The organism is Rhodococcus sp. USK13, assembly GCF_018343855.1.
In the GTDB taxonomy this organism is placed as follows: Bacteria; Actinomycetota; Actinomycetes; order Mycobacteriales; family Mycobacteriaceae; genus Rhodococcus_F; species Rhodococcus_F oxybenzonivorans.
Window position 1 is genome coordinate 3399488 of record NZ_CP069242.1, and the last position, 25330, is coordinate 3424817.

The following is a 25330-nucleotide window of genomic DNA, read 5'->3' on the forward strand; positions in this document are numbered from 1 at the left end:
ACGCTCCTGACCTGCGAATACGTGGTCCACTTGACGGGCACTCACCGACCGGCTTTACTGGAAACGAGTTCGAAAATACGTTCGAACGTAGCGTCTGTTCGAGCCGCGTCTTCCCCGTGGTTGCCGACCGCTGTTGATGTCGAGTGACAGGGGTGTCGAGTTGGCTGATGTGGCCGCAGTTCCGGAGTCTGCTGCGCCGCCGGAGTTGTCGGGGCTCTCCCGTCAGGAGCGTCTGGACTTCCTCCGGCGAAGGATGGCGGCGGTCCCCGCTCGCGGGGAATCGGTGGCGAATCGCGCTCCGATGGAGGGAGCGCTGCACACACCGGGCAAGTCTTCGGCCCCCGATTCGGACACGGCCGGGGTGCTCCCGGTTCCGGCTGCGCTGGCCGACCTTCTTCCGAGAGGCGGGCTGGTGCGGGGTTCCGTGGTATCGGTTTCCGGTGCCACCTCACTTCTGCTGGGGCTGGTCGCGTCGGTCACCGCAGACGGGGGACATGTCGCTGTGATCGGGCATCCCCAGCTCGGGTTGCTCGCCGCTGTCGAGATGGGGGCGCAGCTCGAACGCCTCGCTCTGATTCCCGACCCCGGAGCTGATCCGGTGGAGATCGCCGCGGTGCTGCTGGACGGTATGGATCTGGTGGTACTCGGCCTGGGTGGAGCCTCGGTGGCGCCGTCCCGTGCCCGCGCGGTGATGGCCCGCGCGCGGAGCAAGGGTTCGACCCTGGTGGTCACCGACGGACACTGGGACGGTGCTGAGATGCGACTGGATGCCCGGGTCCGCGGATATGCGGGACTGGGCAATGGATCCCAGGAACGGGGGTGCGGCCGGCTACGTTCACTCAGCCTGGCAGTGTGCGCCCGGGGGCGGTCGTTTCAGCCGCGCACCACCCGGCTGGACGTGCGTTCGGCGCAGGGTCGAGTGGAGTGGGTGAGCACGCCGGACAACGCTCTCCCGGAGGCAGGTTTTCCGGAAGCGGCGGAAGTGGTGGGGCTGTGAGCCGCGTAGTGGCGTTGTGGTGTCCCGACTGGCCTGCGGTCGCAGCTGCTGCAGCCGTTGACCTCCCGCCCACTCATCCGGTGGCGGTGACGTCGGGTAATCGTGTGGTGGCCTGTTCGGCGACGGCCCGGGCGGACGGGGTGCACCGGGGACTGCGTCGCCGCGAGTCCCAGGCCCGGTGCCCCCGGTTGCACGTGGTGACAGCGGATGCCGAGCGGGACGCGCGGTTGTTCGAGCCGGTTGCCGCGACCATCGACGCCGTGGCTCCCGGAGTCGAGGTGCTGCGTCCCGGGCTCGTGGTGTTGTCGGCGCGGGGTGTCAGCAGATATTTCGGCTCCGAGGAAGCCGCTGCGGAGCGGTTGGTGGACCAGGTGTCGGCTGTGGGGGTCGAGTGCCAGGTGGGCATTGCCGATCAACTGTCCACGGCCGTGATCGCCGCTCGCAGAGGGGTGCTCGTGCCTCCCGGCCGGGGAGCGGAGTTCCTGGCGCCGCTGCCGATGAGGGAACTGGCTGCCGAACCCAGTCTCGCGGCAGCTCACCGTGGTGAACTGGTCGATCTGCTGCACCGTCTGGGACTTCGCACCATCGGCGCCTTCGCGGCGCTGCCGGCAGGTGATGTGGCGTCCCGCTTCGGAACCGACGCGGTGCTTGCCCATCGTGCGGCGCGGGGTGAGCCGGAGCGTCCCCCGTCGGCGCGATCGCTACCTCCCGACCTGGAGGTGGAAGAACACTGCGACCCCGTGATCGAACGGGTCGACGCCGCAGCGTTCGCAGGCAGGGCGTTGGCGGAGAAACTGCACCGCACCCTGTCCGACGCGGGGGTGGCCTGTACTCGGCTGTCGGTGTCGGCAATCACCGGCAACGGGGAGCAGTTGTCCCGGACGTGGCGATGCGCGGAGCCGTTGACGCCGGAGGCGACGGCGGACCGGGTGCGGTGGCAGTTGGACGGGTGGTTGACCGGGCGCAGCGAGAAGCGTCCCACCGCGGGTATCGCGGTCCTGCGGCTCGAGCCGGTGGAGGTGGTGGCTTCCGGCGCCCTGCAGTTGGGGCTGTGGGGTGGAGTCGGAGATCAGGACGAGAGGGCCCGGCGAGCCCTGGTGCGGGTGCAGGGACTTCTCGGCGGTGAAGCCGTGCAGGTGGGTGTTCTCAGTGGTGGGCGGGGTCCGGCGGAGCGCATCACCCTGCTGCCGTTGGGGGATGAGCTGATTCCTCGTTCCGATCCGTCGGAGCCGTGGCCGGGAACGCTTCCCGAACCGGCACCTTCCGCTGTGTTGACGGCACATCCCGAGGTCGGCATCGTGGACGCACGGGGTGCTGCCGTGACGGTCACGGAACGCGGTGTGTTCAGTGCGCCTCCCGCTCGGTTGCGCTGGGGGAGTAAAGAGTGGACGGTGTGCGGATGGGCGGGACCGTGGCCGGTGGACGAGCGGTGGTGGGATCCGCCCGCCGCCCGGACGGCGGCCAGGGCGCAGGTGCTGCTCGAGGAGTCGCGGGCGCTGCTGGTGATCTGCACGGCGGATCGGTGGACGGTGGAGGGAATCTATGAGTGAGCTGTCTACGCCCGCAGTTCGCCGGGTGATCGTGCAGGAACTGACCACTCTCGACGGGTTCGTCGCCGGGCCGTCGGGCGAGCTCGACTTCTTCGAGGCGGTGTCCGATTTCGGTGAGGTCGATCGGGACAACATAGATCTTCTCGCCGATGTGGATCTGGTTCTGTTGGGCCGCAACACCTATCAGATGTTCGTCGAGTACTGGCCCACCGCGGAAGGCGAGGTGGTGGCCGAGGTGGTGAACACGCTTCCCAAGCTCGTGTTCTCGTCCACCCTCGGCAGGGCGCCGTGGGGATCGTGGGAACCGGCGCAGGTGTACGACGGGAACGTGATCGAGCGGGTGCGGCAGTTGCTGCGGGAGCCCGGTGGTGACGTGGTCGTGTGGGGAAGTATCACGCTGGCCAAGTCGCTACTCGCGGCAGATCTGGTCGACGAGATTCAGTTACGCGTGGTGCCGGTGCTGCTGGGGCGCGGGCAGCGCCTTCTCGACGAGGACACCGGGATGCACGCCCTCACGCTCCTCGAGGCGAAGGGTTACGAGTCGGGGATCGTGACGCTGCGCTATCGGGTCGTCCCCGCCACACCGTGAAACCCAACTTGTGAACGGACCGCCCGTGCGGCGCGGCCGTCCGCCTAGGCTTGTTTCTCGTGGAGACGAGCAGGACGACCGCGACCCGCACCGGTGTCGCCATCGCGTACCGCGACAGCGGAGTGCGCAGTGGCCCGGCCGCTCATCTCGTGCCCGTGGTTCTCGTGCACGGAATGGGCGGTGACGGCGGAACGTGGGATCGGTTCATGCGGGCGCTGGTCTCCCGCGGGCGCCGGGTCGTCGTGCTCGATCTACGGGGACACGGTCGCAGTGCCCGCGCTGCGTCGTACCTGTTCGAAGAATTCGGTTCCGATGTGGTGGAAGTGTGCGACAACCTGGGCCTGTCGCAGGTCGATCTCGTCGGTCATTCGCTCGGTGGTCATGCCGCCTCACTCGCAGCCCAGACCCGCCCCGAGCTGGTGCGGCGGTTGGTCATCGAGGAGGCCCCACTTCCGCTGCGGCCCGGTGACCCGGAGCAGGTCTTCTCGAACCGGCTGCCGTCCCTGCCGGAGCTGTGGCATGCGACGACCAGCCTGATCCGGCACCCGCGGGCCGCGTTCGCCTTCGACCGGTCGATGACACGCTCGGCGCTCGAGCAGTTCCGCCGCCCGGACCCGTTGTGGTGGGACCAGCTGCCACGGATCGAGGCGGACACACTGATCCTGCGCGGCGGTCCCGGCGGGATGGTGGATGCCCGTCGACTCGAATCCGCAGTCGCCGCGATACCGAGATGCCGGGTGGTGGTTTTTCCCGGGGGGCACAGCATTCACCGTGATCGGTACGACGAGTTCGAGGCGGCGGCGATGCCGTTCCTGATGGAGTCCGAGCCGAATTGAGCGCGCGCTGTTCACCGTCGGCCGGATTCAGACAAAAGTCCGCAAATGTAAACCCGCAGCTGGCTGGGCAGGACTAGCGTGGAGTAGAAGCGGGGGCTCGGACCCGGCTGCACAGGTATTCGTACATCGGGAAGAAGGCACGAGATGTCGACGATCACACCCGGACGACCGTACGCACCCGGCAGGGAGGGGTTCAGCTCGCTCCGCTCCGGCGGCCTGAACTGGGACGCCTTTCCGCTGCGACTGTTCACCAAGGGGAATGCCAAGTTCTGGAATCCCGTCGATCTCGATTTCAGCCGGGATGCGCAGGACTGGGAGGAGTTGAACAGCGAGCAGCAGCGGAGCGCGACGTACCTGTGCGCGCAGTTCATCGCCGGTGAGGAGGCGGTCACCGAGGACATTCAGCCCTTCATGAAGGCGATGGCCGCAGAGGGCCGGTTCGGTGACGAGATGTACCTGACTCAGTTCTGTTTCGAAGAGGCCAAGCACACGCAGGTGTTCCGGTTGTGGATGGACGCGGTCGGGCTCACGCAGGACTTGCATCCGTTCGTCGCCGACAATCCGTACTACCGCCAATTGTTCTACGAGGAGCTTCCCGGATCTCTGGGCGTTCTCGAGACGGATCCGAGCCCCGCCAACCAGATTCGCGCCAGCGTCACCTATAACCATGTCATCGAGGGCAGTCTTGCGCTGACCGGGTACTACGCGTGGCAGAAGGTGTGCGCGACCCGCGGGATACTTCCCGGCATGCAGGATCTCGTCAAGCGGATCGGCGACGACGAACGTCGTCACATGGCCTGGGGAACCTTCACCTGCCGACGGCATGTCGCGGCCGACGACAACAACTGGAATGTGGTGCAGGAGCGGATGGCGGAGCTGATGCCGATGGCACTGGGCATGATCGATTGGGTCAATGCACAATTCGAGGTTCAGCCGTTCGGGCTCGACAACGACGAGTTCCTGGCCTACGCCGCGGACCGTGCGCAGCGTCGGCTCTCGGCGATCGAGTCGGCACGCGGCCGGCCGGTCGAGGAAATCGACCTCGACTACTCCCCGGAGGTGCTCGAGGAGCGGTTCGGCGAGGAGGACGCCAAGGCGCTGACCGAGGCAGCAGGCTGAGCGGACTCGGACGAAGGGACGATCAACCGTCGGGTATCCATGGCAGGATCTGGCCATGGCGCTCACCTCGCTCGACCGCAAGCTCCTCGGCTGGTCTGCCGCGTTCGTGATCTCGCAGGCGAATATCGCCCGATTGCTCGGTCCTGCTGCCCCTCGGGTGGCCGAGATTCAGACGGCGCGATCCGCCTGGGACTACATCGCGATCCTCGACGGCATGGACGCCACCGAGACCGCGCGATATCGGAGTCATTACTACCCCGACTTCGTCCATCCCGCCATCTACGCCGTCGCTCTGCGTACGGGTGCGCGACGGCTGGCGGAGTTGACGCCGTTGTCGCCTACAACGCAAAAGATGCTGGCGGCTGCGCCGGTCGTGGCCGCGGCCGGTGACTACGTCGAGAATGTCGTCGGCCTGCATCTGCTGACACATCGGGAGCACATCACCGATGCCACCGTCCGCGCCACCTCCGCGGTCAGCATCACCAAGTGGGTGCTGGCCCTCGGCTCGCTTGCGTATCTGTCGCAGGGTTTCGTGCGGGTGTGGGCACGAGGCCGATAGATTCCGGCGCATGGGTGCAGCAGAGTTGCCGGTCGAGTACTTCGCCGGGCAGATCGAATTCCGCCAGTGGCTCGCAGTTCATCACGCCACCTCACCCGGTATCTGGCTGAAGATGGCGAAGAAGGGATCGGCCCACTCGTCGATCACCTACGACCAGGCACTCGAGGTGGCGTTGTGTTACGGCTGGATCGACAGCCAAGTCCGCCGGATCGACGACGATTTCTTCGTCCAACGGTTCACCCCACGATCGGCGCGCAGTCCGTGGTCGAAACGCAACCGCGAATATGCCGAGAAACTGGAAGCCGCCGGGGCCCTCGAGGCTGCCGGAGCGGCGGAAGTGGAGAAGGCCAGAGCCGACGGGCGGTGGGACCGTGCCTATGCCGGACAGAAGGCGGCTGAAATCCCGGAGGACTTCCTTGCCGCCCTCGCGCAAAATCCGGAGGCGGAGGCGTTCTTTGCGACACTGAACAGCCACAACCGCTACGCCGTCATCTACCGGTTACAGGACGCGAAACGTCCGGAGACGCGTGCCCGGCGCATCGAAAAGTTCGTTCAGCAGTTGTCGGAGCGGCGCAAGTTCCACGACTGAGCGAAAAATCGGCCTGACACAATGGCCTCGTGAACGACACGATCACCTCTACCACCTGCTCCGCGCTGTCCGCCGCCGACGAACCCCTGCCGGGAACGGCGGCGCACGTCACGGGCTGGGTGTGTCTCGAACACCCGGGTGCGTGGGGCCGGGACGTGGTGGACGGCACCGCGCTGGGCAGCGAACTCGCCGGGGAACTCGACGCCCGTGCGAAGGCGGCCGGAGTACGGTTCATGTTCATCCGCCGGCCAGGACGAAGCACGACCGATCCGGCGATGGCCACAGTTCTCCTTGCACACTCTCATCCCGCGTCGGCCTGGTGCGAACGCCTGGACATCGGCAGTCCGGCCGACCTCCTCGACCTCGACCTCGGTGTGGTCGCCGGTCCGGCTCCGCGGTGGGGGGAGCCGGTCGCGGAGCCGGTGGTGCTGGTGTGCGCGCACGGTAAACGGGATCAGTGCTGTGCCGTCCTGGGACGTCCCATCGCCGCCCGGCTGTCTACAGAGTTCGGCGACACCGTGTGGGAATGCTCGCACACGGGAGGACACCGGTTCGCGCCTTCGATGATTCTGCTGCCCACCGGATATACGTACGGCCGGCTCTCTGCGGAACAGAGCGTCGAGGCGGTGCGCGCCGCCGCCCGGGACGAGGTGTACGCGCAGGGACTACGGGGACGAAGCTGCTGGGACGAGCGGGGCCAGGTTGCCGAACTCGCGGTCCGGGAACTGGTGACCGCGGGCCCGAACGAGCTCGCGGTGGACGGGGCGTCGGTGGTCACCCACATCGACGGACGCCGGTGGTCCGTCGATGTGGAGGAGCGGGAACTCGCGCCCAGGCCGCCCAGTTGCGGAGCCGCCCCGAAACCGGTTCGTCCCGTCGTCGCCACCGGGGTACGCCCGCTGTGCTGACCGAGTGCGCTCACCAATGGGCGCCGGGTACAAGCCTTCCGACCTTGCGGGCGGCGCGTCCCCACGGTGTCGACCTGTGCGCGCGTACCTCGCCGGCTCGTGGAGGTTCGGGTGTCCTCTCGGTGACGCTCTGTCCCTTGGCCGCCGGCGAGTCGGGGAACATGCGATACATCTGATGCATCACCCGGTCTTTGACGGCAGGCGCGAACATACTGCCGAGTTCCCCGAGAGTGCCGCTGGGGACATCGATGCGCTTCGGCCGCTCGACCAGGGCCCGGACCACCATGGCCGCCGCCTTCTCCGGTGAGGTGATGGGTCCGACGTTGTAGTTGCCGGTCGGTGCGATCATCGGCGTCTCGACGAGTGGCATGTGGATGGTGGTGTACGTGATGCCGTCCGACAGTGTTTCAGCGGCGGCAACATCGGTGAACCCGTCGAGCGCCGCCTTGCTGGCGACGTAGGCGGCGAATCGCGGCGTTGCCCCCTGGACCCCGGCGCTGCTGATGTTGACGATGTGCCCGAACCGGCGTTCACGCATCTGCGGAAGGAACGCGAGGACGAGTCGAACGGCACCGAAGTAGTTGACGGCCATGGTGCGTTCGAAGTCGTGGAACCGCTCGGTCGAGCGGTAGAGGCCCCGCCGGATCGACCGGCCGGCATTGTTGACCAGCATGTCCACGTGACCGTGCTCGGTGAGGATCGCGGCGACCGTGCGTTCGACCGACGTCTCGTCGGTGATGTCGCACGGATATCCGAACGCCGCACCGCCCGCCGCGCGAATCTCTGTGACCACGGCCTCGAGTTCCTCGGTACGTCTCGCGAGGAGAAGAACTTTCGCGCCCTTGCGGGCCACGGCGATCGCCGCGCTGCGACCGATCCCGGAGGAGGCCCCGGTGATGACGACGTGCCGTCCCACGAGCGGTCCGCCGGGGTGGGAGCGGCGGGCTCGATGGGGATCGAGATGGTTCTGCCAGTAGGTCCACAGCGCCTTCGTGTAGGAGGCGAAGGGCGGAACCTCGATTCCCGTACCCTGCAGAGCATTTCGCGTCTCTTCGTTGACGAGGACGGTAGGCAGCGTCATGTTCGCCACGAGCACGGGCGGGATGCCGAGCCCGTCGAGGACCAACTTGCGGCCCGTGTCGAGAGTCGAGTCCGGGGTGGGTGTCAGAAAGGGACGGACCAGTCCGCCGGGCAGGCTCGCCGCCGGGCGCGGGGCACCGGCGGCCTTGGCGAGCCCCGCGTAGATCTCGCGGACCGGCTGCGGGCGCGGATTGACCAGGTGGAACACCTGACCGTCGCGGTCCGGTGCCGACATCAGCTCCACGATGGCCGCCGCCACATAGTCCACGGGAACGACGTTGGTCGATCCGATGTCGGGGACAGCCACCGGGAGTGCGGCCGGGAGCTTGGCGAGAGTCGAGATGGCGGGGAACAGGTAGTACGGCCCGTCGATCTTGTCCATCTCACCGGTGACCGAACTGCCGACCACCACGGCCGGGCGGTAGATCCGCCAGCGCAGTCCCTCGCTGTCGCGAACGATCTTCTCCGCCTCGAACTTGGTGCGGTGGTAGGGCGTCGGAAAACTTTGTCCCCGATCGAAATCCGACTCGGCGAAGGTGCCCGCGTAATCGCCCGCGACCGCAATCGACGACACGTGATGAAGGGTTGCGCCCAGCTCTGTCGCGAGGGCGGCCACCGCGCGCGTGCCGTCGACATTGGTCGACGCCTGCTCGTCGCCGACGGTGAGGTCGTAGATCGCGCCGAGGTGCAGAACGTGCTGGGCCGCCGGCACCGCGGCGAGGCCGAGGCCGGGCTCGGTCAGGTCGCCGATCAGCGGATGCACACGATCGCCGCCGGGCATGCTTTCGGTGAGGGCATCGAGTTTGGTCAGCGAGGAGGGGCGGACGAGGACGTGTATCTCTGCTGTGTCATCGCGGTCGAGGATCAGAGGCAGGACGTGTCGACCCAGAAATCCGGTTCCGCCCGTGACGAGGTAGGTGGCCATTCCCCGAACTTACTCCGAAGTAAGATGATGCACTAGTGACGGATTCCGACCTTGGAATGGACCTTCGTCATCCACGCCGGAGCCCACCAGTTGGCCGGACCCATCAGCTTCACCAGCGACGGCACGAGCAACATGCGCACCACGGTGGCGTCCACGAGCAGCGCCACGATCATGCCCACCCCGAGGAACCGCATGATCGACAGGCCGGACACGGTAAATGCTCCGGTGACGACGACGAGCAGCAGAGCGGCCGCGGTCACGATCCGCCCCGTGCGCTCCGTTCCGAAGCGCACCGCCTCCTCCGTGGTCGCCCCCGCCGCGTGCGCCTCCACCATCCGTGACATCAGGAACACCTCGTAGTCGGTGGACAAGCCGAACACGACCGCGAGGATCAGGACGACGAACGTCGCCTCGAGCGGTGCCGGACTGACCCCGAGCAGGCTCGCGCCGTGGCCGAGCTGGAAGATCCAGGTCAGGACACCGAAGGTGGCGGCCAGGCTCAGTCCCGCCATGGCCACCGCCTTGAGCGGCAGGACCACCGAGCCGAATGCCAGGAACAGCAGCACCAGCGTCGACAGCACCATGATCGCCACCATCGCGGGCAACCAGCGGACGATCGCCGCGTTGCTGTCGTCGACGGTGGCCTGTCCACCGCCGACGAGGAGTTCGGTCCCTTCCGGTCCTGCGATGTCTCGCAGTGCCGCGACCGCACCACTCTGGTCGTCGCTGTCGACGCCCTCCGCGTATACCGCCTGGACGGCGACCAGTTCACCGTTCGACGCCACGACAGTGGCCGCACCGATGCCCTCGACCTGTCCGGCCTGTTCGGCGACGGCGGCACCGTCCGCGGCAGTCGGTCCGCTGCCGTCCGTGCCCCGCAGAATAAGGGTGGCTCCATTGCCCGTCGTCGGGAACTCCTGGGTGAGTGTGTCGGTGGCGATGCGCGCAGGGTCGTCCGCGGGCAGCGCGGTGTACGTGACCTCTCCGAGGGAGGCGCTGAGGAGGGGAGCTGCCAGAACGAGAAGTCCGGCGACGATTCCGACTGCGATCGCGGCCGGCCTGCGCATCACCCACGTGACGACGGACCCCCAGAACATGCGGGCCCTCGCCTCGCTGCGCTGGGCTGCGTCCTTGCGCCAGCTCCCTGCGTTGATGCGTGGGCCGAGGATCGCGAGGAGAGCGGGGACGGCGGTCAGGGACAGCAGCGCCGCACTCGCGACCGCGGCCATGGCACCGAATCCCAGCGATGCGATGACGTCCTGGGGAAACACGAGCATGCCCGAGAAGGCGCACACCAGCAGCAGTCCGGAGAACAGAACGGTGCGGCCGGCCGTGAGCACGGTGCGCCGGGTGGCCTCGGCAGTGTCGGCGCCCGCCTCCAGTTCTTCACGGAAACGTCCGACGACGAAGAGCCCGTAGTCGATTGCCAACCCGAGACCGAGCAGAGAGGCGACATTGATCGCGAAGGAGTTGACGTCGGTGAACAGGGTGAGCACCCGAAGGGTTGCCAGCGCGCTGAAGATGGAGAGCAGTCCGACGAAGACGGGTACGGCCGCGGCGACCACGCCGCCGAAGAGGAAGACCAGCAGGACCAGTGTGATGGGAAGCGCAATCGCCTCCGCCAGCACCAGATCCTGCTGGAGCCGGTTGTTGAAAGCCACACCCACCACCGAGTTGCCCGCGAACTCGGTGTCGATGCCCTCGACTTCGAGCTTGGGTAGCAGGCCGTTGAAGGCGGCCACCGTGATTCCGGCTTCGGGGTCGACAGTGACCGCGGCCGACGCCTTGGTGCCGTCCTCCGACACCATCCGCTGCTTCGTCGCGGTGTCCGCGGTCCAGTAGGAGGTGATCTTGTGCGTGGGGACCTCGGCGGCGAACCGTTCGAGATCGGCGGTCACCTCGGGACCGATGTCGTCGAGCGTTCTCCCTTCGGGCGCGGTGTAGACGACGATGATGTCCGCGGTCTGCGGACCCAGGTTGGCCTCGACGATCCTCGCCACTTCAGCGGACTCGCTGCCGGGGTCGGTGTAGCCGCCCGAGCCCAATGTCGCGAACACCCCCGTACCCCAGACGCCGCTCACCAGTACGGCGGCCACGGCAAGCACCAGAATCCACCATCGCCGGGAAACAACGGTCGAGGCCCAACGTGTCATGCGTCATCTCCGGGTCGTCGTCGGCATTGTGCGACTGCCGACTGTAGTGCGCGTGCGGCGGTGAGCGGCGGTGGTGTGATCCGGCTCCCGCGCCATGATGCATACTCGGATGTGCACGTGCAGCCACACACATGGGGGAAGCCGGTCCGAATCCGGCGCTGACCCGCAACGGTGGGCCATCGGAGTATTTTCCGGTGGCGAGCCCGATTACCCGGTGTGTGGTGTGCGACATCCATTCGTCGTGGTCTACGAAGCGGAGTCCCGCAGGCGCACCGCGACTCCGGTCGTGGAGTGACCTGCACGACTTTCATTCGTGGCTCTGAGCCGCAATGAGGTTTACATGCACCGTCTGTTGTTCCGAAGGTCCGGATTGCTCACCGCCGCCGTGGCAGTGCTGCTCGCTGCCGCCTGCTCGCGTGGGGAACCTGGCCCGGGCACTACTTCCGTCGAGCCATTCACCGCCGCGGTGACGATCACCAATTGTTCGCTCGCGCAGAGCTTCGATGCACCACCCCAGCGCATCGTCAGCATGAACGATCATGTCACCGAGGTTCTGATCGAGATGGGTGTCGGCGACCGTATCGTCGGCACCGGGTACGGTGACGCCACCCCGCTACCCCCATTCGCCGAGGAATTCGCGAAGATCCCGCATCGGTCGAAGGAGTATCCGACGCGAGAGCAGTTACTCGACCTCGAGCCAGACCTGGTCGTGGGGGGAATGCGGAGCGCATTCGACGAGAAGGAGGGGCGTTCGCGAGAGTTCCTCGCCGACCAGGGCATTCCCACGTTCCTGTTCTCCGAGTACTGCGGGCAGGGCTTCCCCGACATCGCTCTGCTGCGGGACGACTTCACACAGCTGGGCGAAATCCTCGCAGTTCCAGACAGGGCGCGTGCGATCAGCGACCGAGTGACGTCCGGATTGCAGTCCGTGCGCGCGACACTTGCGGGCAGTACCGCCGTCCCGGTGTTCTTCTACGATTCCGGCGAGGACGTCCCGCTGACTGTCGGCGGTGTCGGAATCGGTCAGCTCATCGCGGACCATGCGGGTGCCGCGAACATCTTCTCCGAGGGGCAGAAACCGTTTTCGACGGCCACCTGGGAGGTTGTCGGAGAACGCAGTCCCGAGGTGATCGTCGTCCTCGACTACGGCGCGACGAGTGCACAACACAAGATCGACTTCCTGACCGCACACCCGATCATGTCGGCGACGCCTGCCGTGAAGGCAGGCCGCTTCGTCGTCGTACCGCTCGACGACTTCTTCGAGAGCCCCCGCCTCGTGCGGTCGGTCGAGACCATCGCGCGCGCCGTCCATCCCGGCGCCTTCTCCGCGCGATGACGGCGCTCACCGAACGGACCGAGGTGCGCCCATCCGCGCCCTCAGCTCGTTCCCCTCTCGGATTTGCCGGGCTGATCGTACTTCTGGTGCTGACCACGCTGTTCGTGGTCGGGCTCGCCGTGTCGTTCGGTTCGGTGCGCATACCGGTGGGTGACGTCTGGGCGATCGCGGTGAACCGGATGCTGCCCGGTGCGTTCGAGGTCTGGTGGTCGCAGGCACGGGAATCCATCGTCGTCGGTTCTCGTCTGCCGCGGGCATTGACCGCGGCGACGGTGGGCGCCGCGCTGGCACTGTCCGGTGCGGTGGCGCAACTCGTGACCCGCAACCCGCTGGCCGACCCATACCTGCTCGGCGTGTCCTCGGGTGCCGGTTTCGGTGTCGTGATCGTGACGGTGCTCGGGTTCGGCGCCGGAATGCTCGGGGTCTTCACCGTTCCCGTGGCGGCGTTCGTCGGCGCGATGGTGCCGTTGTTCCTGTCGCTGGCAATCGGCGGACGGTATCCGCAACCCACTGCGATCATCCTCGTCGGTGTCGCGCTGGCACAGGTCTTCTCGGCACTGATCACCTTCTCGCTCCTCGTGCTCGCCGACGAACGGCAACTCGGTTCGGTGATGCATTGGCTCGCAGGCGGATTCGGTGACGCGCGCTGGTCGACGATGATCTTTCCCGTATCGGCGCTCGCGACGGTCGGCACTGCCATGCTGTGGAGTGCCCGCCGGATCGACGTGCTGCAGACCGGGGACGACGGAGCGGCCGCGCTCGGCATGAACGTGCCCCGCTTCCGGATCGTCCAACTGCTGGGAGTGTCACTACTGGCCGGCGCTGCAGTCTCGGTCGCCGGGGGTATCGGCTTCATCGGCCTCCTCGTACCACACCTGGCCGGTTACGTCGTCGGTATCCGCGCCGCCAGGTTGTTACCGGTCGCCGCGCTGCTCGGTGCGATCGCCATGGTGGGAGCCGACACCGCGGCGCGGTCGATCACGTCGAGCCTCGAGGTGCCGGTCGGTGTCGTCACTGCGCTCGTCGGCGCCCCGCTGTTCGTGTGGATGCTGCAGCGCCGCTACCGGCGGGCCGAACGATGACCGGGCTGGGCGTGCAAGGACTCCGGGCCCAACTCGGCTCACGCGACGTGCTGCACGGGGTCGACTTCGCTGTCCGGCCCGGCGAGCTGCTCGGCCTGGTAGGGCCCAACGGGTCCGGCAAGACGACGGCGCTGCGCTGCTGCTACCGCGCGGTGTCCGCCACCGCGGGCGCCGTCGTCGTCGGCGGGGTGAACGTTGCCGACCTGGCCCGGCGACAACTCGCCCGCACGGTCGGGGCGGTTCCGCAGGAGCCGCAGTCGTCGACGGGGGTGACGGTGCGCGAGTCGGTGTCGCTGGGCCGGATTCCCCACCAGGGTTGGTTCGAGCGCGACAGCGCCGCCGACCGCGAGATCGTCGAGAGGTCCCTGCAGCAGGTGGGGTTGGCGGAACTCGCGGGGCGCGACGTACAGGCGCTCTCGGGAGGTGAGCGTCAACGGGTGGCGATCGCGCGGGCGCTCACGCAGCAACCGCGCGTCCTGCTCCTCGACGAACCCACGAATCACCTCGACCTTCGTCATCAGCTCATCCTGATGGAATTCCTGCGCGATCTCGCCGCCGGCGGACTCGCACTCGTGGTGACCATGCACGATCTCAGGTTGGCGGTGCAGTACTGCGACACGCTGGCGGTGATGCAGCATGGACGGGTGATCACCGCCGGCCCACCACCCGATGTCCTCGACGACACGGTGCTGGGCGAGGTGTTCGGAATCCGCGCCGTTGTGCGGTCGGGGCCGAGGCGGTCGATGGACATTCTGGGGTTGGCCGATGGATGAGCACCTGGCGCAGACGTACGCGCTGACCGCCCGTCGGGTTCCGCTGCTGGCCACCTGGACGGCGCTTCCCGACGGCCGCTCGTTTCCGGCAGCAGACATGGCAGACGCCGAGTGGATGGCCCACCGTCTCGCGGACACCGCGCGCCGGTGGGGCAGTGGGAATCCCCGGGTCAACGGCACCCTGTGGTGGTATTCGGCCAGTTCCACCCTGACCGGGATCCCGATCGCGACGGCCCTCGTCACCGGTGTCGCTGCCTGCCCTCGATTGGAGGGTGCTCGGGCGTTCCTGACCGCCGATGGATACCTCGGCGGTCTGACGGCATCGTCGGTGCTGCCGGTGGCGGATCTGGCGTCGGAACTCGCGGGGACGTTGACCGTTCTCATCGACGCACTGGCCGAGGCGTCCGGAGTGCGGCGGGCAGTGTTGTGGGCGATCACCACCGATTCGATCGCCAACCGCGCGCTCGACGCCGGCGACGGGATCGGTGATCGTATGAGAGGGAGCATGTTCGCCCGGCAGCTCGTCGACGCCATGCGTGCCGACGGGGTGGTTCTGCCCCGACCGCGGTTCGTCGACGTGCACGCCGGTACGTTGACCCGCCGGTTCACGCAGCGGGCGTCGTGTTGCCTGATCTACGAGACGCCCGGTTCGGCCAAGTGTGTGAGCTGCCCGCGGAGGCCGGCCGAGGACCGTCTGGGTGGTCTGGCCGCGCTCGTGACGTGAGTCCGGTGGCCCGCGTTGACCTGCCTGCGAGTGTGATGGCAGACTGAGAGTGTTCGAACTTGCGTTCGAATGATGCGTCTTCCCCGGTGGCATCTTCCATGGTTTCGGCACGGCACGTGCTCGGCATGAAGAGGTGTGTAGTAGTGGGTTGGGGCAACGGTCCGCCGTCGTGGTCGGAGATGGAGCGGGTCCTGTCGGGCCGACCCGGACGCGTCGACCCGCAGTCGCTGTATCCGGGCGACGGCAGCGACAGTCCGGCGTGGTCACGCAAGCGGGGAGAGTATCGGGCAGGCGAGCAGATACGTGCCGGCTCCACCGTCCCCTACGCCGAACTGCACGCGCATTCGGCGTTCAGCTTCCTCGACGGTGCCTCCCCGCCGGAGGAATTGGTGGAAGAGGCGGTCAGGCTGGGTCTCGAGGCCATCGCGCTCACCGATCACGACGGGTTCTACGGTGTGGTCCGGTTCGCGGAGGCGGCGAAGGAATTGAACATGCGCACGGTGTTCGGTTCCGAGCTCACCGTGGGCGACGCCCATCTGCTGGTCCTTGCACGAGGACAGGAGGGATATCGCCGACTGTCCCGGGAAATCGCGGCAGCGCACCTGGCAGGAGGAGAGAAAGGCAAAGTTCTCTACGACATGGACCGGCTCGCCGATGCGGCGGGAGGTCATTGGCAGATCCTGACCGGTTGCCGCAAGGGGCAGGTGCGTCAGGCCTTGGCTCACGGCGGTACTGACGCGGCGGCCCGCCGGTTGCGCGAGCTGATCGACCGGTTCGGGGCCGAGCGGGTCACGGTGGAACTCACACACCACGGCATTCCGGAGGACGGTGAACGCAACGACTGCCTCGCCGAACTCGCGCAACAGCACGAACTGGGTGTAATAGCTACCACTGCAGCACATTTCGCAGCCCCCCCGCGCCGGCGGCTGGCGATGGCGATGGCCGCGGTCCGGGGTCGCCGCAGCCTCGACGACGCGGCCGGGCAGCTACCTCCGACGGGCGGATCCCACCTGCGTTCCGGCGAGGAGATGGCCCACCTCTTCGCCGCGTACCCGGAAGCGGTCAGCGGTGCGGCGAAACTCGGGCTGGAATGCGCCTTCGACCTCCGGCTCATCGCACCGCAGCTACCACCCTTCGACGTGCCCGACGGCCACACCGAGGCCAGTTGGTTGCGTCAGCTCACGATGGAAGGGGCGCGCCGCCGTTACGGTGCACCGGAGGACCACCCGCAGGCGTACCGGCAGATCGAGCACGAGCTCGACACCATCACGACGTTGAACTTCCCTGGCTACTTCCTGGTGGTCCACGACATCGTGTCGTTCTGCAAGAACAACGACATCCTCTGCCAGGGACGGGGTTCGGCGGCCAACTCGGCGGTCTGCTACGCCATCGGCATCACCAACGTCGATCCTGTGCGCAACAAATTGTTGTTCGAACGTTTTCTCTCACCCGAACGCGACGGCCCGCCGGACATCGATGTCGACATCGAATCGGACCGCCGCGAAGAGGCCATCCAGCACGTCTACGCGAAGTACGGGCGGCAGTACGCGGCGCAGGTGGCCAACGTCATCACGTACCGGGGGAAGTCCTCGGTGCGGGACATGGCACGGGCCCTGGGCTTCTCGCAGGGCCAACAGGATGCGTGGAGCAAACAGGTCGATCGCTGGGGAGGCGTCGGAAAGGGGGAGGGCACCGACATACCCCCTGCCGTGCTCGAACTGGCAGCCCAGATCGAGGGATATCCACGGCATCTCGGCATCCACTCCGGCGGCATGGTGATCTGCGATCGGCCCATCGCCGACGTGTGCCCGGTGGAGTGGGCGCGCATGGAGAACCGCAGCGTCCTGCAATGGGACAAGGACGACTGCGCGGCGGTGGGCCTGGTGAAGTTCGACATGCTGGGACTCGGCATGCTCTCGGCCCTGCACTACATGATCGATCTGGTGGCCGAGCACAAAGGGATCGAAGTGGATCTGGCGCAACTGGACTTGTCCGAGGAGGCCGTCTACGACATGTTACAGCGGGCCGACTCGGTCGGGGTGTTCCAGGTGGAGTCGCGGGCGCAGATGGCCACCCTCCCGAGGCTGAAGCCGCGGAATTTCTATGACCTGGTGGTGGAGGTGGCTCTCATCCGGCCCGGACCCATCCAGGGTGGTTCGGTGCATCCCTACATCCGCCGTCGCAACAAGCTCGAACCGGTCACCTACGACCACCCGTCGCTGGAGAAGGCGCTCGAACGCACCCTGGGGGTGCCGTTGTTTCAGGAGCAGCTGATGCAGGTAGCGGTCGATGTCGCGGGGTTCACTCCGGCCGAGGCCGACCAGCTTCGCCGGGCCATGGGGTCCAAACGCTCGACGGAGAAGATGGAGCAGCTGAAGGACCGGCTCTATCAAGGCATGCGGGACGTGCACGGAATCGGTAGCGACGTGGCCGACCGGATCTATGAGAAGCTGTACGCCTTCGCCAATTTCGGGTTTCCCGAGAGTCACTCGCAGAGCTTTGCGGCGCTGGTGTTCTATTCGTCGTGGTTCAAACTGCATCATCCGGCCGCATTCTGCGCAGGTCTGCTGCGGGCACAGCCGATGGGGTTCTACTCGCCGCAGTCGCTGGTGGCCGACGCCCGACGGCACGGGGTGCGGGTGCACGGTGCCGACATCAACGCCAGTCTCGCGCACGCCACCGTCGAGGCCGGGGGCCTGGAGGTGCGGCTCGGTCTCGGGGAGGTGCGGCACATCGGTACCGCACTGGCCGAGCGCATGGTCGAAGTCCGGAACGACGGGGGTCCGTTCACCTCCTTCCTCGATCTCACGGGCCGGGTGGAACTGAACACGGCCCAGGCCGAGTCGCTCGCCACTGCAGGGGCCCTCGACAGTTTCGGTATCACCCGGCGGGAGGCGTTGTGGGCCGCGGGCGCCGCGGCAGGGGAGCGGCGTGACCGGCTTCCCGGAATGGGGGCGTCCACTCGGGCGCCGACCCTGCCGGGAATGAGCGATCTCGAACTGGCGGCAGCGGATGTGTGGGCTACCGGAGTGTCCCCGGACACCTATCCCACCCAGTTCCTTCGCCCGCAACTCGATGCGCTCGGGGTGATTCCGGCAGCCCGGTTGCTGCAGATTCCCGACGGCGATCGGGTCCTGGTGGGCGGTGCCGTGACACACAGGCAACGCCCGGCGACTGCGGCCGGTGTCACGTTCATCAACCTCGAGGACGAGACCGGGATGGTCAATGTGGTGTGTTCGGTGGGCCTGTGGGCGAAGTACCGCAAGCTCGCGAACACTGCACCTGCGCTCCTGGTGCGGGGCAAGGTCCAAAATGCGGAGGGGGCCGTCACGGTGGTGGCGGATCGCCTGCAGTTGATGGACTTGCGGATGAAGGCCAAGTCCCGGGACTTCCGCTGAGCGCGCTCGGTGATCGCGTGCGGGCACATGTCGTCGTCGATCGTCAACCGGGCCTTCGGCACACCGCTAACATTCGGGCATGAAGAGATACGTTCTGTCGGCCATCGTCCTCATGTCGCTGGTGCTGGCGGGGTGTGGCGGATCCGACAGCGACTCTTCCCAGCCCGCGCCCGCGCCGGTGCCCGGTGACAGCAGGTCGCTGGAAGCGGGGGGTGCGCTGCAGGCGCCCGCGAAGGATCAGGCACCCACCGAACGGCAGGAAATCATCACCGGCCAGGTGTCGATCACTGCCGACGACCCGGTTGCGGTGGGCAGGCAGATCGTCGACAAGGTCGATGCGGTGGGTGGTCGTGTCGATCAGCTCACCGAGCAGCCCGGCTCGGAAGATCAGGATGCCAGCAGTTCCCTCACCATCCGCGTGCCCGCCGACGACCTCACCCGCACGCTGGACGATCTGCGAGAACTCGGCAAGGTCACCAGCGTCAGCGTCACCAAGAGCGATGTGACGATGCAGTCGCAGGATCTCGATGCCCGGATCGGTGCGTTGACAGCGTCGGTCACCCGGCTCCAGGGGCTCATCGCGTCGGCCGCGAACACCGCCGATCTGATCGAAGCGGAGAGGGCACTGTCGGAGCGGCAGGGCGAACTGGACAGCCTTACCGCGCAGAAGCGGTTGCTCAGCGATCAGATCGCACTCGCCACCCTCACGATCGACGTCACCACCACTGACACGGAAAGACCGAGCTCGGGCCCCGACAACTTCTGGGAGGGTCTCGTCGCCGGGTGGCACGCTCTGCTGTCGGCGATCAAGGGCGGCGCGGTGGTCGTCGGGGCGCTGATTCCCTGGTTCGGTTTCGTGGCCGTCATCGCACTGGTCGTCTACGGCGCGTACCGTCTGCGCCGGATGTACAACACGCCGCGCCGGCCCACGACCGGTACGGCGCCGCAGAAAGAAGAGGCGAACACCGAATGATCGAAGTCGACCTGTCGGCGTTGGACGAGGCGTTGGCGTCAGGCGCCCCCGTCATCGACGTGCGTGAAGCCGACGAGTACGCGCAGGTGAGGGTGCCGGGCGTGACCCTCATCCCGTTGAGCGAGTTCGTCTCCCGAGTCGGGGAGATACCCGACGCCGACGTCGTGTACGTGATCTGTGCGGTCGGTGGGCGCAGCCTGCAGGCCGCTGAATACCTGAACGGTCGAGGAATCAACGCCGTGTCGGTCGCCGGCGGCACCTCGGCCTGGCTGCAGTCGGGACGACCCGTCGAAACCGGTTAGCGCACGCTCGACCAGCAGTCGATGCAGGTAGCGCAGCGTGCGGAACACCACGACGCTCCAGATCAGAAGCAACGCACACCACAGCGTCGTTGCCGCGCCCACGATCACCGTCGAGTGCATCGCGCTGCCCAGTGCGTTCGCGCCCAGAGCGCAGGTACCGACGGGAAACGTGAAACTCCACCAGGCGGGCGTGAAGTCGAGTCCTCGGTGAAAAGCCCGCGCCGTCACCGTGATCACGGTTGCGAGCGCGAGAACACCGCCCGCGCCCACGGTAGTTCCGTAGACGACGCCGACCGTGTGGAGCCAGGCGTGCCCGGACGCGGCGCCGAGTAGGTTGATCGCCGCGACCGACTGCCCGATCACTCCCAGCGGTATCCACAAGGTCGGGACGAGGGCGGTGCCCGGAAGGCCGTCGCGCAGCAATTGCCGGCCGACGACGACGGTGACCGCCACTGCCGCGGTGAGAGCCAGCGCGAACAGTGCGTAGCAGAACACCAGCAACGTGATCTGCGGCGCGCCTTCCGGGAGGTGCCGGACCAGTGCGGCGCCGCCCGAGGCGGACACCATCGGGGGAACCACCGGCAGCAACCACGACGGCGTGGGCGTCACCCGGTACGGCTGCAGCAGTCGGCCGGCCATCACTGCGTAGGTGACGACGCCGACGACCGTCCCGATCGACCACAGCGCCGCCGCCACGGTCACCGACAGTTCGCCGAGACGGTGGTGACCGGCCGAGCCGGTGGCCGCGCCGACCGTCGACAGGGCCATCGACACGGCACCGTAGAAGGGGAACATGGTGTGGCTGCGGACGTCGGCCAGAGCCTCGTCGCGACACCGGAACCAGTGGCGCCCGAGAGCGGTGGCCAATGTGAGAAGTAGCGCGGCGGCGAGCAGCCAGAACACCTCGGACACGCCGCGTACGCCGGGAACCTCGGTCGGCAGCGAGGCGGCCACGACCGCGACGATGCCGGTTCCCATCACGGCTGCGAACCAATTCGGCGTCATGCCCACAGCCTGCCGAGTACCTGTCGCCGCCGGTAGAAGGCTTGCGGTTGCGTACCCACAAATCGCGTTTGTGGGACTAGCCTTGGGATGTGCCGCTCTCTCCCCGAGTCCCCGAACTCAATGCCCTCGATGTACTGCTGTCGGTCGAGCGTCTCGGGAGCATGGGTGCGGCGGGCCGCGAACACGGACTCAGTCAGCAGGCGGTCAGCGCGCGGGTCCGCACGGCGGAGCGTCTGTTCGGCATCAAGGTGTTCAGCCGCGGCGCCAGCGGAGTGCGGCCCACGGCCGAGGGTGCTCTCATTCTCGAATGGGCCAGTCACATCCTCGCGACAGCGGAGGAGCTCGCGTCCGGAGTCGCGGCACTGCGGGGTGAGAGGCAGGCCGGGCTCACGGTGGCGGCCAGCATGACCATCGCCGAGTACCTCGTTCCGGGCTGGACGGTCGCGATGCGGCGCAAATACCCCAACGTGGTCACATCGGTGCGCCTGCTCAACTCGTCCGAGGTGACGGCGCGCGTGTTGTCCGGTGAGGCCGACCTCGGTTTCGTCGAGGGACCCGACATTCCGCCGGGACTGCAGTCCCGGGAGATCGGCCGGGATCATCTCGTCGTGGTCGTCCCGCCGGACCATCACTGGGTTCGACGCTCGCCGATCCCCGTGTCGGAGTTGGCAACCACGCCGATGATCCAACGGGAGTCGGGTTCGGGAACGCGCACCACGCTCGAGAATGCGGTACCGCACTGTGTCCCACCTCTATTGGAGCTCACCTCGTGCACCGCGGTGAAGGCCGCGGTGATCGCCGGAAACGCCCCGGCAGTGCTGTCTTCCCTCGCGGTAGCAGCCGACCTCACCGACGGGCGGCTGGCCTCGGTACAGGTGGATGGGTTGACCCTTCCGCGGCGGTTGTCGGCCGTCTGGGATCCGGTGCGGGGAGTGCGCGGTGCCGCACGGGACTTCCTCGACATCGCGGTCGGGGCCACCGCGGGAGCCGGACTTACAGCGCAGCCCCTCTGAATCCGTGCTGCCGCCACGCCTCGTACGTCACCAGGGCAGCGGCATTCGACAGATTCAACGACCGCCGGCCGGGCAACATCGGGATGCGCAGGCGTTCCGTCACGTGCGGGTCGGACAGCACATCCTGCGACAGCCCGGTGGGTTCGGGGCCGAAGAGCAGTACGTCGCCCGGTTCGTAGGAGATATCGGCGTACGACACGGTGGCATGGGCTGTGAAGGCGAACACTCGCGCCGGTTCGACTGCCGCCCACGCGGCGTCCAGATTTTCGTGGACGGTCACGGACGCCAGGTCGTGGTAATCGAGCCCCGCGCGCTTGAGTTTCGGTTCCGAGAGGTCGAACCCCAGCGGCCCCACCAGATGCAGCTCACATCCCGTGCCTGCCACCAGGCGGATGGCGTTGCCGGTGTTGGGTGGGATACGGGGTTCGTGGAACATCACTCGGAACACCCGCACAGCTTAGGGGTATGCCGGCGGGCGGCATGATGGACGGATGGATGCAGTGGAAGAAGTGGTGCGTGAGGACTTCGGCGACGCGCGACTCCCGGGTCAGGACTGGCGTCGGCGGCACTACACGAAGTGCCACTTCCGCGACGCCGATCTCAGTGGACTGCGCACGGAATCGGTGATCTTCACGGACTGCGACTTCACCGGTGCCGACCTGTCGGAGTCGCAGCATGTCGGAACGGCCTTTCGGTCCTGTTCGTTCACGCGGGCAACGTTGTGGCACAGCACGTTCCGGCATTGCAGCTTCCTCGGTTCCGAGTTCGACGGCTGCCGGTTGCGCCCGATGATCGTCGAGGAATGCGATTTCACGCTCGCCTCGCTCGGCGGCGCCGATCTGCGGGACCTCGACTTCACCGACTGTCGGTTCCGTGAGGCCAACCTCGTGCGAACCGACCTGCGGGGCACGGTTCTGCGTGCGGCTGACCTCCTCGGTGCCCGGACAGGGGGCGCTAAACTGGGCGGCGCTGACCTGCGGGGCGCCCACGTGGACGCACATCTGTGGACGGCGGCCTCACTCGACGGGACACAGATCGAACTGACCCAGGCCATCGCCTACGCCGCCGCTCACGGGCTGGTGGTGGAACCGACCTGACGCATGTATCGGGTACCTGAGAGAATGGGCTCCGTGACTGCAACGATCCTCGATGGCAAGGCCACCCGCGACGAGATTTTCGAAGACCTGAAGGTGCGGGTGACCGCACTGAGGGACCAGGGCATCACACCCGGGCTCGGGACCGTCCTGGTGGGCGACGATCCGGGATCGGCGGCGTACGTGCGCGGCAAGCACAACGACTGCGCCAAGGTCGGGATCACGTCGATCCGTCGAGACCTTCCTGGTGATATCACCCAGGAGAAGCTCGACGCCACGATCGACGAGCTCAATGCCAACCCGGACTGCACGGGATACATCGTGCAGCTGCCGCTGCCCCGGCAGCTCGACGAGAACGCCGCCCTCGAGCGCATCGACCCCGACAAGGACGCGGACGGACTGCACCCCGTCAACCTCGGTCGGCTCGTCCTGGGCAAGGAGGCGCCGCTGCCGTGCACGCCGCGCGGAATCCTGCACCTTCTCCGGCGCTACGAGGTGCCGATCGAGGGGGCGCACGTGGTCGTCGTCGGTCGCGGTGTCACGGTGGGCCGCCCGATCGGTCTGCTGTTCACCCGGCGCAGCGAGAATGCCACCGTCACGCTCTGCCACACCCGCACGCGGGACCTGGCCGGCGAGGTCCGCCGCGCCGACATCGTGATCGCCGCGGCGGGTGTTCCCGGGCTGGTCACGGCCGACATGGTCAAGCCCGGCGCGGCCGTGCTGGACGTGGGTGTCAGCCGCACCGAGGACGGTTTGCGCGGAGACGTGGCGGCCGATGTCGCCGAGGTCGCCGGCTTCCTGTCACCGAACCCGGGCGGTGTCGGACCCCTCACCCGCGCATTCCTGCTGAGCAACGTCGTGGAGCGGGCCGAGCGCGTCGCGGCTTCTCGCGGCTGAGATGGCGGACTGGGGGCAGTTCGCGAAAAAGAATCTGCCGATGCTCGCCGTTCTCCTCGTCATCGCGGTGGCCGTCGTCTTCGTGCTGGCCGAACGGTGGCGACGGGGAGCGTTCGTCTTCGGTGCCGCGACGCTGCTGGCCGCGATCTTCCGCTTGACGATGCCCTCCGAGCGCGTGGGCCTTCTCGCCGTCCGCAGCAAGTCGTTCGACGTCGGCGCGCTGGTGGCCGTCGGGGGAGCCATCGTCTGGCTCGCCGTGTCGATCGACCCGCTCGGGACCGACTGACGGTCCCGAGCAGGCGGAACGTCAGCGCCCTGTGCGGGCCAATTCCATCGTCTCGGCAAGCAGCTTGGCCACGGCATCGGCCTCGGTGAGGAACCCGTCGTGGCCGTCCCGGGAGTTGAGTACCCGGAGGCCGTCGCAGGTGGGGATCTCGTTGGCGAGGTCCTCCTGCAGGCGGATCGGATAGAGCCGATCCGAATCGACGCCGCCCACGATCACCGGTGCAGTCACGGTGGCGAGCGCAGCGGCGACCCCACCGCGGCCGCGGCCGACGTCGTGCCGGTTCATCGCCTCGCTGAGAAGCACATAGGTGCTCGGATCGAACCTGCCGACCAGCTTGTCCGCCTGGTGCTGCAGATAGCTCTCGACGGAATACCGGCCGCCGCGCCACGGGTCCTCGCCCACCTGCGGGGAGTTCGCGAACCGCGAATCGAGCTCGCTCTCGCTGCGGTAGGTGAGATGCGCGATCCTGCGGGCGATGCCGAGCCCGGTACGGGGAATCCGCCCGGTGCCGTGATAGTCGCCGCCCTGCCAGTCGGGGTCGCTGATGATCGCTTCGATCTGCGTGGTCTGGGTACCGATCTGGTCCGCGGTCGCGCGGGCACCGACGGCCAGGACGAGTGCGGACGCGATCCGGTCGGGGTAGGTGACGGCCCATTCGAGGGCGCGCATTCCGCCCATCGACCCGCCGATGACCGACGCCAGCTTCCCGATGCCGAGAAGGTCGGTGAGTTTCTTCTCGGCCGCAACCTGGTCGCGGATGGAGATCTCGGGAAAGCGGCTGCCCCACGGACGGCCGTCTTCGGCGATCGAACCCGGCCCTGTCGTGCCCCGGCAACCGCCGAGCACGTTGGTGGCGACGACGCACCATTCGTCGGTGTCGATCGGTGCACCCGGACCCACCATCCCGCTCCACCAGCCGGGTGAAGGATGTTCGTCGGACATGGGGCCGGTCACGTGGGAGTCGCCGGTCAGAGCGTGCTCGACCAGAACCACGTTGTCCCGAGTAGGGGACAGCTCGCCCCAGCGCTGCACGGCGAGGGTGACCGACGGAAGGACGGCTCCACTCTCGAGCTCGAGAGAACCGATGTCGATGTAGCCCAGACGTCCGTCCGACACGGGCAGCTGCTGCAGTGCGCTCACGG

General features: G+C 67.4%; 23 protein-coding genes, 1 pseudogene and 1 riboswitch. Of the genes and pseudogenes, 19 read left to right on the plus strand and 5 right to left on the minus strand.

From position 1 onward, the window contains the following. Positions 1–169: 169 nt before the first annotated feature. The 8 genes from imuA' (at position 170) to JQT59_RS18065 (ending at position 7147) form a co-directional block, all read left to right on the plus strand. A complete protein-coding gene (gene imuA', locus JQT59_RS18030) occupies positions 170–997 on the plus strand; it encodes a DnaE2-dependent mutagenesis accessory factor ImuA' (protein ID WP_502939860.1) in 828 nt (275 codons plus the stop codon). Continuing rightward, positions 994–2547 (plus strand): DNA polymerase Y family protein, encoded by a 1554-nt coding sequence (locus JQT59_RS18035; RefSeq protein WP_159925707.1) that lies wholly within the window; start codon positions 994–996, stop codon positions 2545–2547. The genes imuA' and JQT59_RS18035 overlap by 4 nt, the downstream gene beginning before the upstream one ends. Beyond that, on the plus strand, positions 2540–3136 hold the full coding sequence (locus tag JQT59_RS18040; RefSeq protein WP_213577204.1) for a dihydrofolate reductase family protein: 597 nt from the start codon (positions 2540–2542) through the stop codon (positions 3134–3136). Before JQT59_RS18035 ends, JQT59_RS18040 begins: the two co-directional genes overlap by 8 nt. A gap of 59 nt (positions 3137–3195) precedes the next feature. Next, positions 3196–3972: an alpha/beta fold hydrolase gene (locus tag JQT59_RS18045; RefSeq protein WP_213577205.1), complete on the plus strand. Its 777-nt coding sequence runs from the start codon at positions 3196–3198 to the stop codon at positions 3970–3972. Positions 3973–4116: 144 nt separating this feature from the next. Next, on the plus strand, positions 4117–5091 hold the full coding sequence (locus JQT59_RS18050; protein ID WP_213577206.1) for a R2-like ligand-binding oxidase: 975 nt from the start codon (positions 4117–4119) through the stop codon (positions 5089–5091). A gap of 55 nt (positions 5092–5146) precedes the next feature. After that, positions 5147–5650 (plus strand): hypothetical protein, encoded by a 504-nt coding sequence (locus tag JQT59_RS18055; RefSeq protein WP_213577207.1) that lies wholly within the window; start codon positions 5147–5149, stop codon positions 5648–5650. Positions 5651–5660: 10 nt separating this feature from the next. Continuing rightward, the gene (locus JQT59_RS18060; protein ID WP_213577208.1) at positions 5661–6239 is read left to right on the plus strand and encodes a YdeI/OmpD-associated family protein; all 579 of its coding nucleotides are present in this window, start codon (positions 5661–5663) and stop codon (positions 6237–6239) included. Between the two features lie 29 nt (positions 6240–6268). Next, positions 6269–7147 (plus strand): ferredoxin family protein, encoded by an 879-nt coding sequence (locus tag JQT59_RS18065; protein WP_213577209.1) that lies wholly within the window; start codon positions 6269–6271, stop codon positions 7145–7147. Between the two features lie 10 nt (positions 7148–7157). Here the strand turns inward: JQT59_RS18065 and JQT59_RS18070 are convergent, their stop codons facing one another. Both JQT59_RS18070 and JQT59_RS18075 read right to left on the minus strand, forming a co-directional pair. Then, positions 7158–9152: an SDR family oxidoreductase gene (locus tag JQT59_RS18070; RefSeq protein WP_213577210.1), complete on the minus strand. Its 1995-nt coding sequence runs from the start codon at positions 9150–9152 to the stop codon at positions 7158–7160. A gap of 32 nt (positions 9153–9184) precedes the next feature. Continuing rightward, positions 9185–11305 (minus strand): MMPL family transporter, encoded by a 2121-nt coding sequence (locus JQT59_RS18075; protein WP_213577211.1) that lies wholly within the window; start codon positions 11303–11305, stop codon positions 9185–9187. 85 nt (positions 11306–11390) lie between these two features. Beyond that, a riboswitch (cobalamin riboswitch) is annotated at positions 11391–11538 on the plus strand. A gap of 107 nt (positions 11539–11645) precedes the next feature. Here JQT59_RS18075 and JQT59_RS18080 point away from each other — a divergent pair. The 7 genes from JQT59_RS18080 (at position 11646) to JQT59_RS18110 (ending at position 19893) form a co-directional block, all read left to right on the plus strand. Beyond that, positions 11646–12641, plus strand: a complete 996-nt coding sequence (locus JQT59_RS18080; RefSeq protein WP_213577212.1) for an ABC transporter substrate-binding protein — start codon at positions 11646–11648, stop codon at positions 12639–12641. Further along, positions 12638–13723, plus strand: a complete 1086-nt coding sequence (locus tag JQT59_RS18085; protein WP_213577213.1) for a FecCD family ABC transporter permease — start codon at positions 12638–12640, stop codon at positions 13721–13723. The genes JQT59_RS18080 and JQT59_RS18085 overlap by 4 nt, the downstream gene beginning before the upstream one ends. Continuing rightward, positions 13720–14496: an ABC transporter ATP-binding protein gene (locus JQT59_RS18090; RefSeq protein ID WP_213577845.1), complete on the plus strand. Its 777-nt coding sequence runs from the start codon at positions 13720–13722 to the stop codon at positions 14494–14496. Before JQT59_RS18085 ends, JQT59_RS18090 begins: the two co-directional genes overlap by 4 nt. Beyond that, positions 14489–15220, plus strand: coding sequence for a (2Fe-2S)-binding protein (locus tag JQT59_RS18095; protein WP_213577214.1), 732 nt, complete (start codon positions 14489–14491; stop codon positions 15218–15220). The genes JQT59_RS18090 and JQT59_RS18095 overlap by 8 nt, the downstream gene beginning before the upstream one ends. Positions 15221–15363: 143 nt before the next feature. Continuing rightward, positions 15364–18618, plus strand: a complete 3255-nt coding sequence (locus tag JQT59_RS18100; protein WP_213577215.1) for an error-prone DNA polymerase — start codon at positions 15364–15366, stop codon at positions 18616–18618. Between the two features lie 79 nt (positions 18619–18697). Continuing rightward, positions 18698–19591 (plus strand): DUF4349 domain-containing protein, encoded by an 894-nt coding sequence (locus tag JQT59_RS18105; RefSeq protein ID WP_109331445.1) that lies wholly within the window; start codon positions 18698–18700, stop codon positions 19589–19591. After that, a complete protein-coding gene (locus JQT59_RS18110) occupies positions 19588–19893 on the plus strand; it encodes a rhodanese-like domain-containing protein (protein ID WP_159925735.1) in 306 nt (101 codons plus the stop codon). The genes JQT59_RS18105 and JQT59_RS18110 overlap by 4 nt, the downstream gene beginning before the upstream one ends. A 45-nt stretch (positions 19894–19938) precedes the next feature. Here JQT59_RS18110 and JQT59_RS18115 read toward each other — a convergent pair. After that, a pseudogene (locus tag JQT59_RS18115) lies at positions 19939–20898 on the minus strand (TDT family transporter); the annotation flags it as partial. Positions 20899–20987: 89 nt separating this feature from the next. Here JQT59_RS18115 and JQT59_RS18120 point away from each other — a divergent pair. Beyond that, on the plus strand, positions 20988–21911 hold the full coding sequence (locus JQT59_RS18120) for a LysR family transcriptional regulator (protein WP_213577216.1): 924 nt from the start codon (positions 20988–20990) through the stop codon (positions 21909–21911). Here the strand turns inward: JQT59_RS18120 and JQT59_RS18125 are convergent. Next, on the minus strand, positions 21892–22359 hold the full coding sequence (locus JQT59_RS18125; RefSeq protein WP_213577217.1) for a tRNA (cytidine(34)-2'-O)-methyltransferase: 468 nt from the start codon (positions 22357–22359) through the stop codon (positions 21892–21894). The two genes, JQT59_RS18120 and JQT59_RS18125, sit on opposite strands and share 20 nt — an antisense overlap. A gap of 43 nt (positions 22360–22402) precedes the next feature. Here JQT59_RS18125 and JQT59_RS18130 point away from each other — a divergent pair, with 43 nt between their 5' ends. The 3 genes from JQT59_RS18130 to JQT59_RS18140 are packed head-to-tail and all read left to right on the plus strand — an operon-like array spanning position 22403 to position 24188. After that, a complete protein-coding gene (locus JQT59_RS18130) occupies positions 22403–23008 on the plus strand; it encodes a pentapeptide repeat-containing protein (RefSeq protein WP_213577218.1) in 606 nt (201 codons plus the stop codon). A gap of 33 nt (positions 23009–23041) precedes the next feature. Next, positions 23042–23902, plus strand: coding sequence for a bifunctional methylenetetrahydrofolate dehydrogenase/methenyltetrahydrofolate cyclohydrolase (locus JQT59_RS18135; protein ID WP_213577219.1), 861 nt, complete (start codon positions 23042–23044; stop codon positions 23900–23902). A gap of 1 nt (position 23903) precedes the next feature. Beyond that, positions 23904–24188, plus strand: a complete 285-nt coding sequence (locus JQT59_RS18140; protein WP_109331438.1) for a DUF3017 domain-containing protein — start codon at positions 23904–23906, stop codon at positions 24186–24188. Between the two features lie 21 nt (positions 24189–24209). Here JQT59_RS18140 and metX read toward each other — a convergent pair whose 3' ends face one another. Further along, positions 24210–25328, minus strand: coding sequence for a homoserine O-acetyltransferase MetX (metX, locus tag JQT59_RS18145; RefSeq protein WP_502939834.1), 1119 nt, complete (start codon positions 25326–25328; stop codon positions 24210–24212). Positions 25329–25330 lie beyond the last annotated feature (2 nt).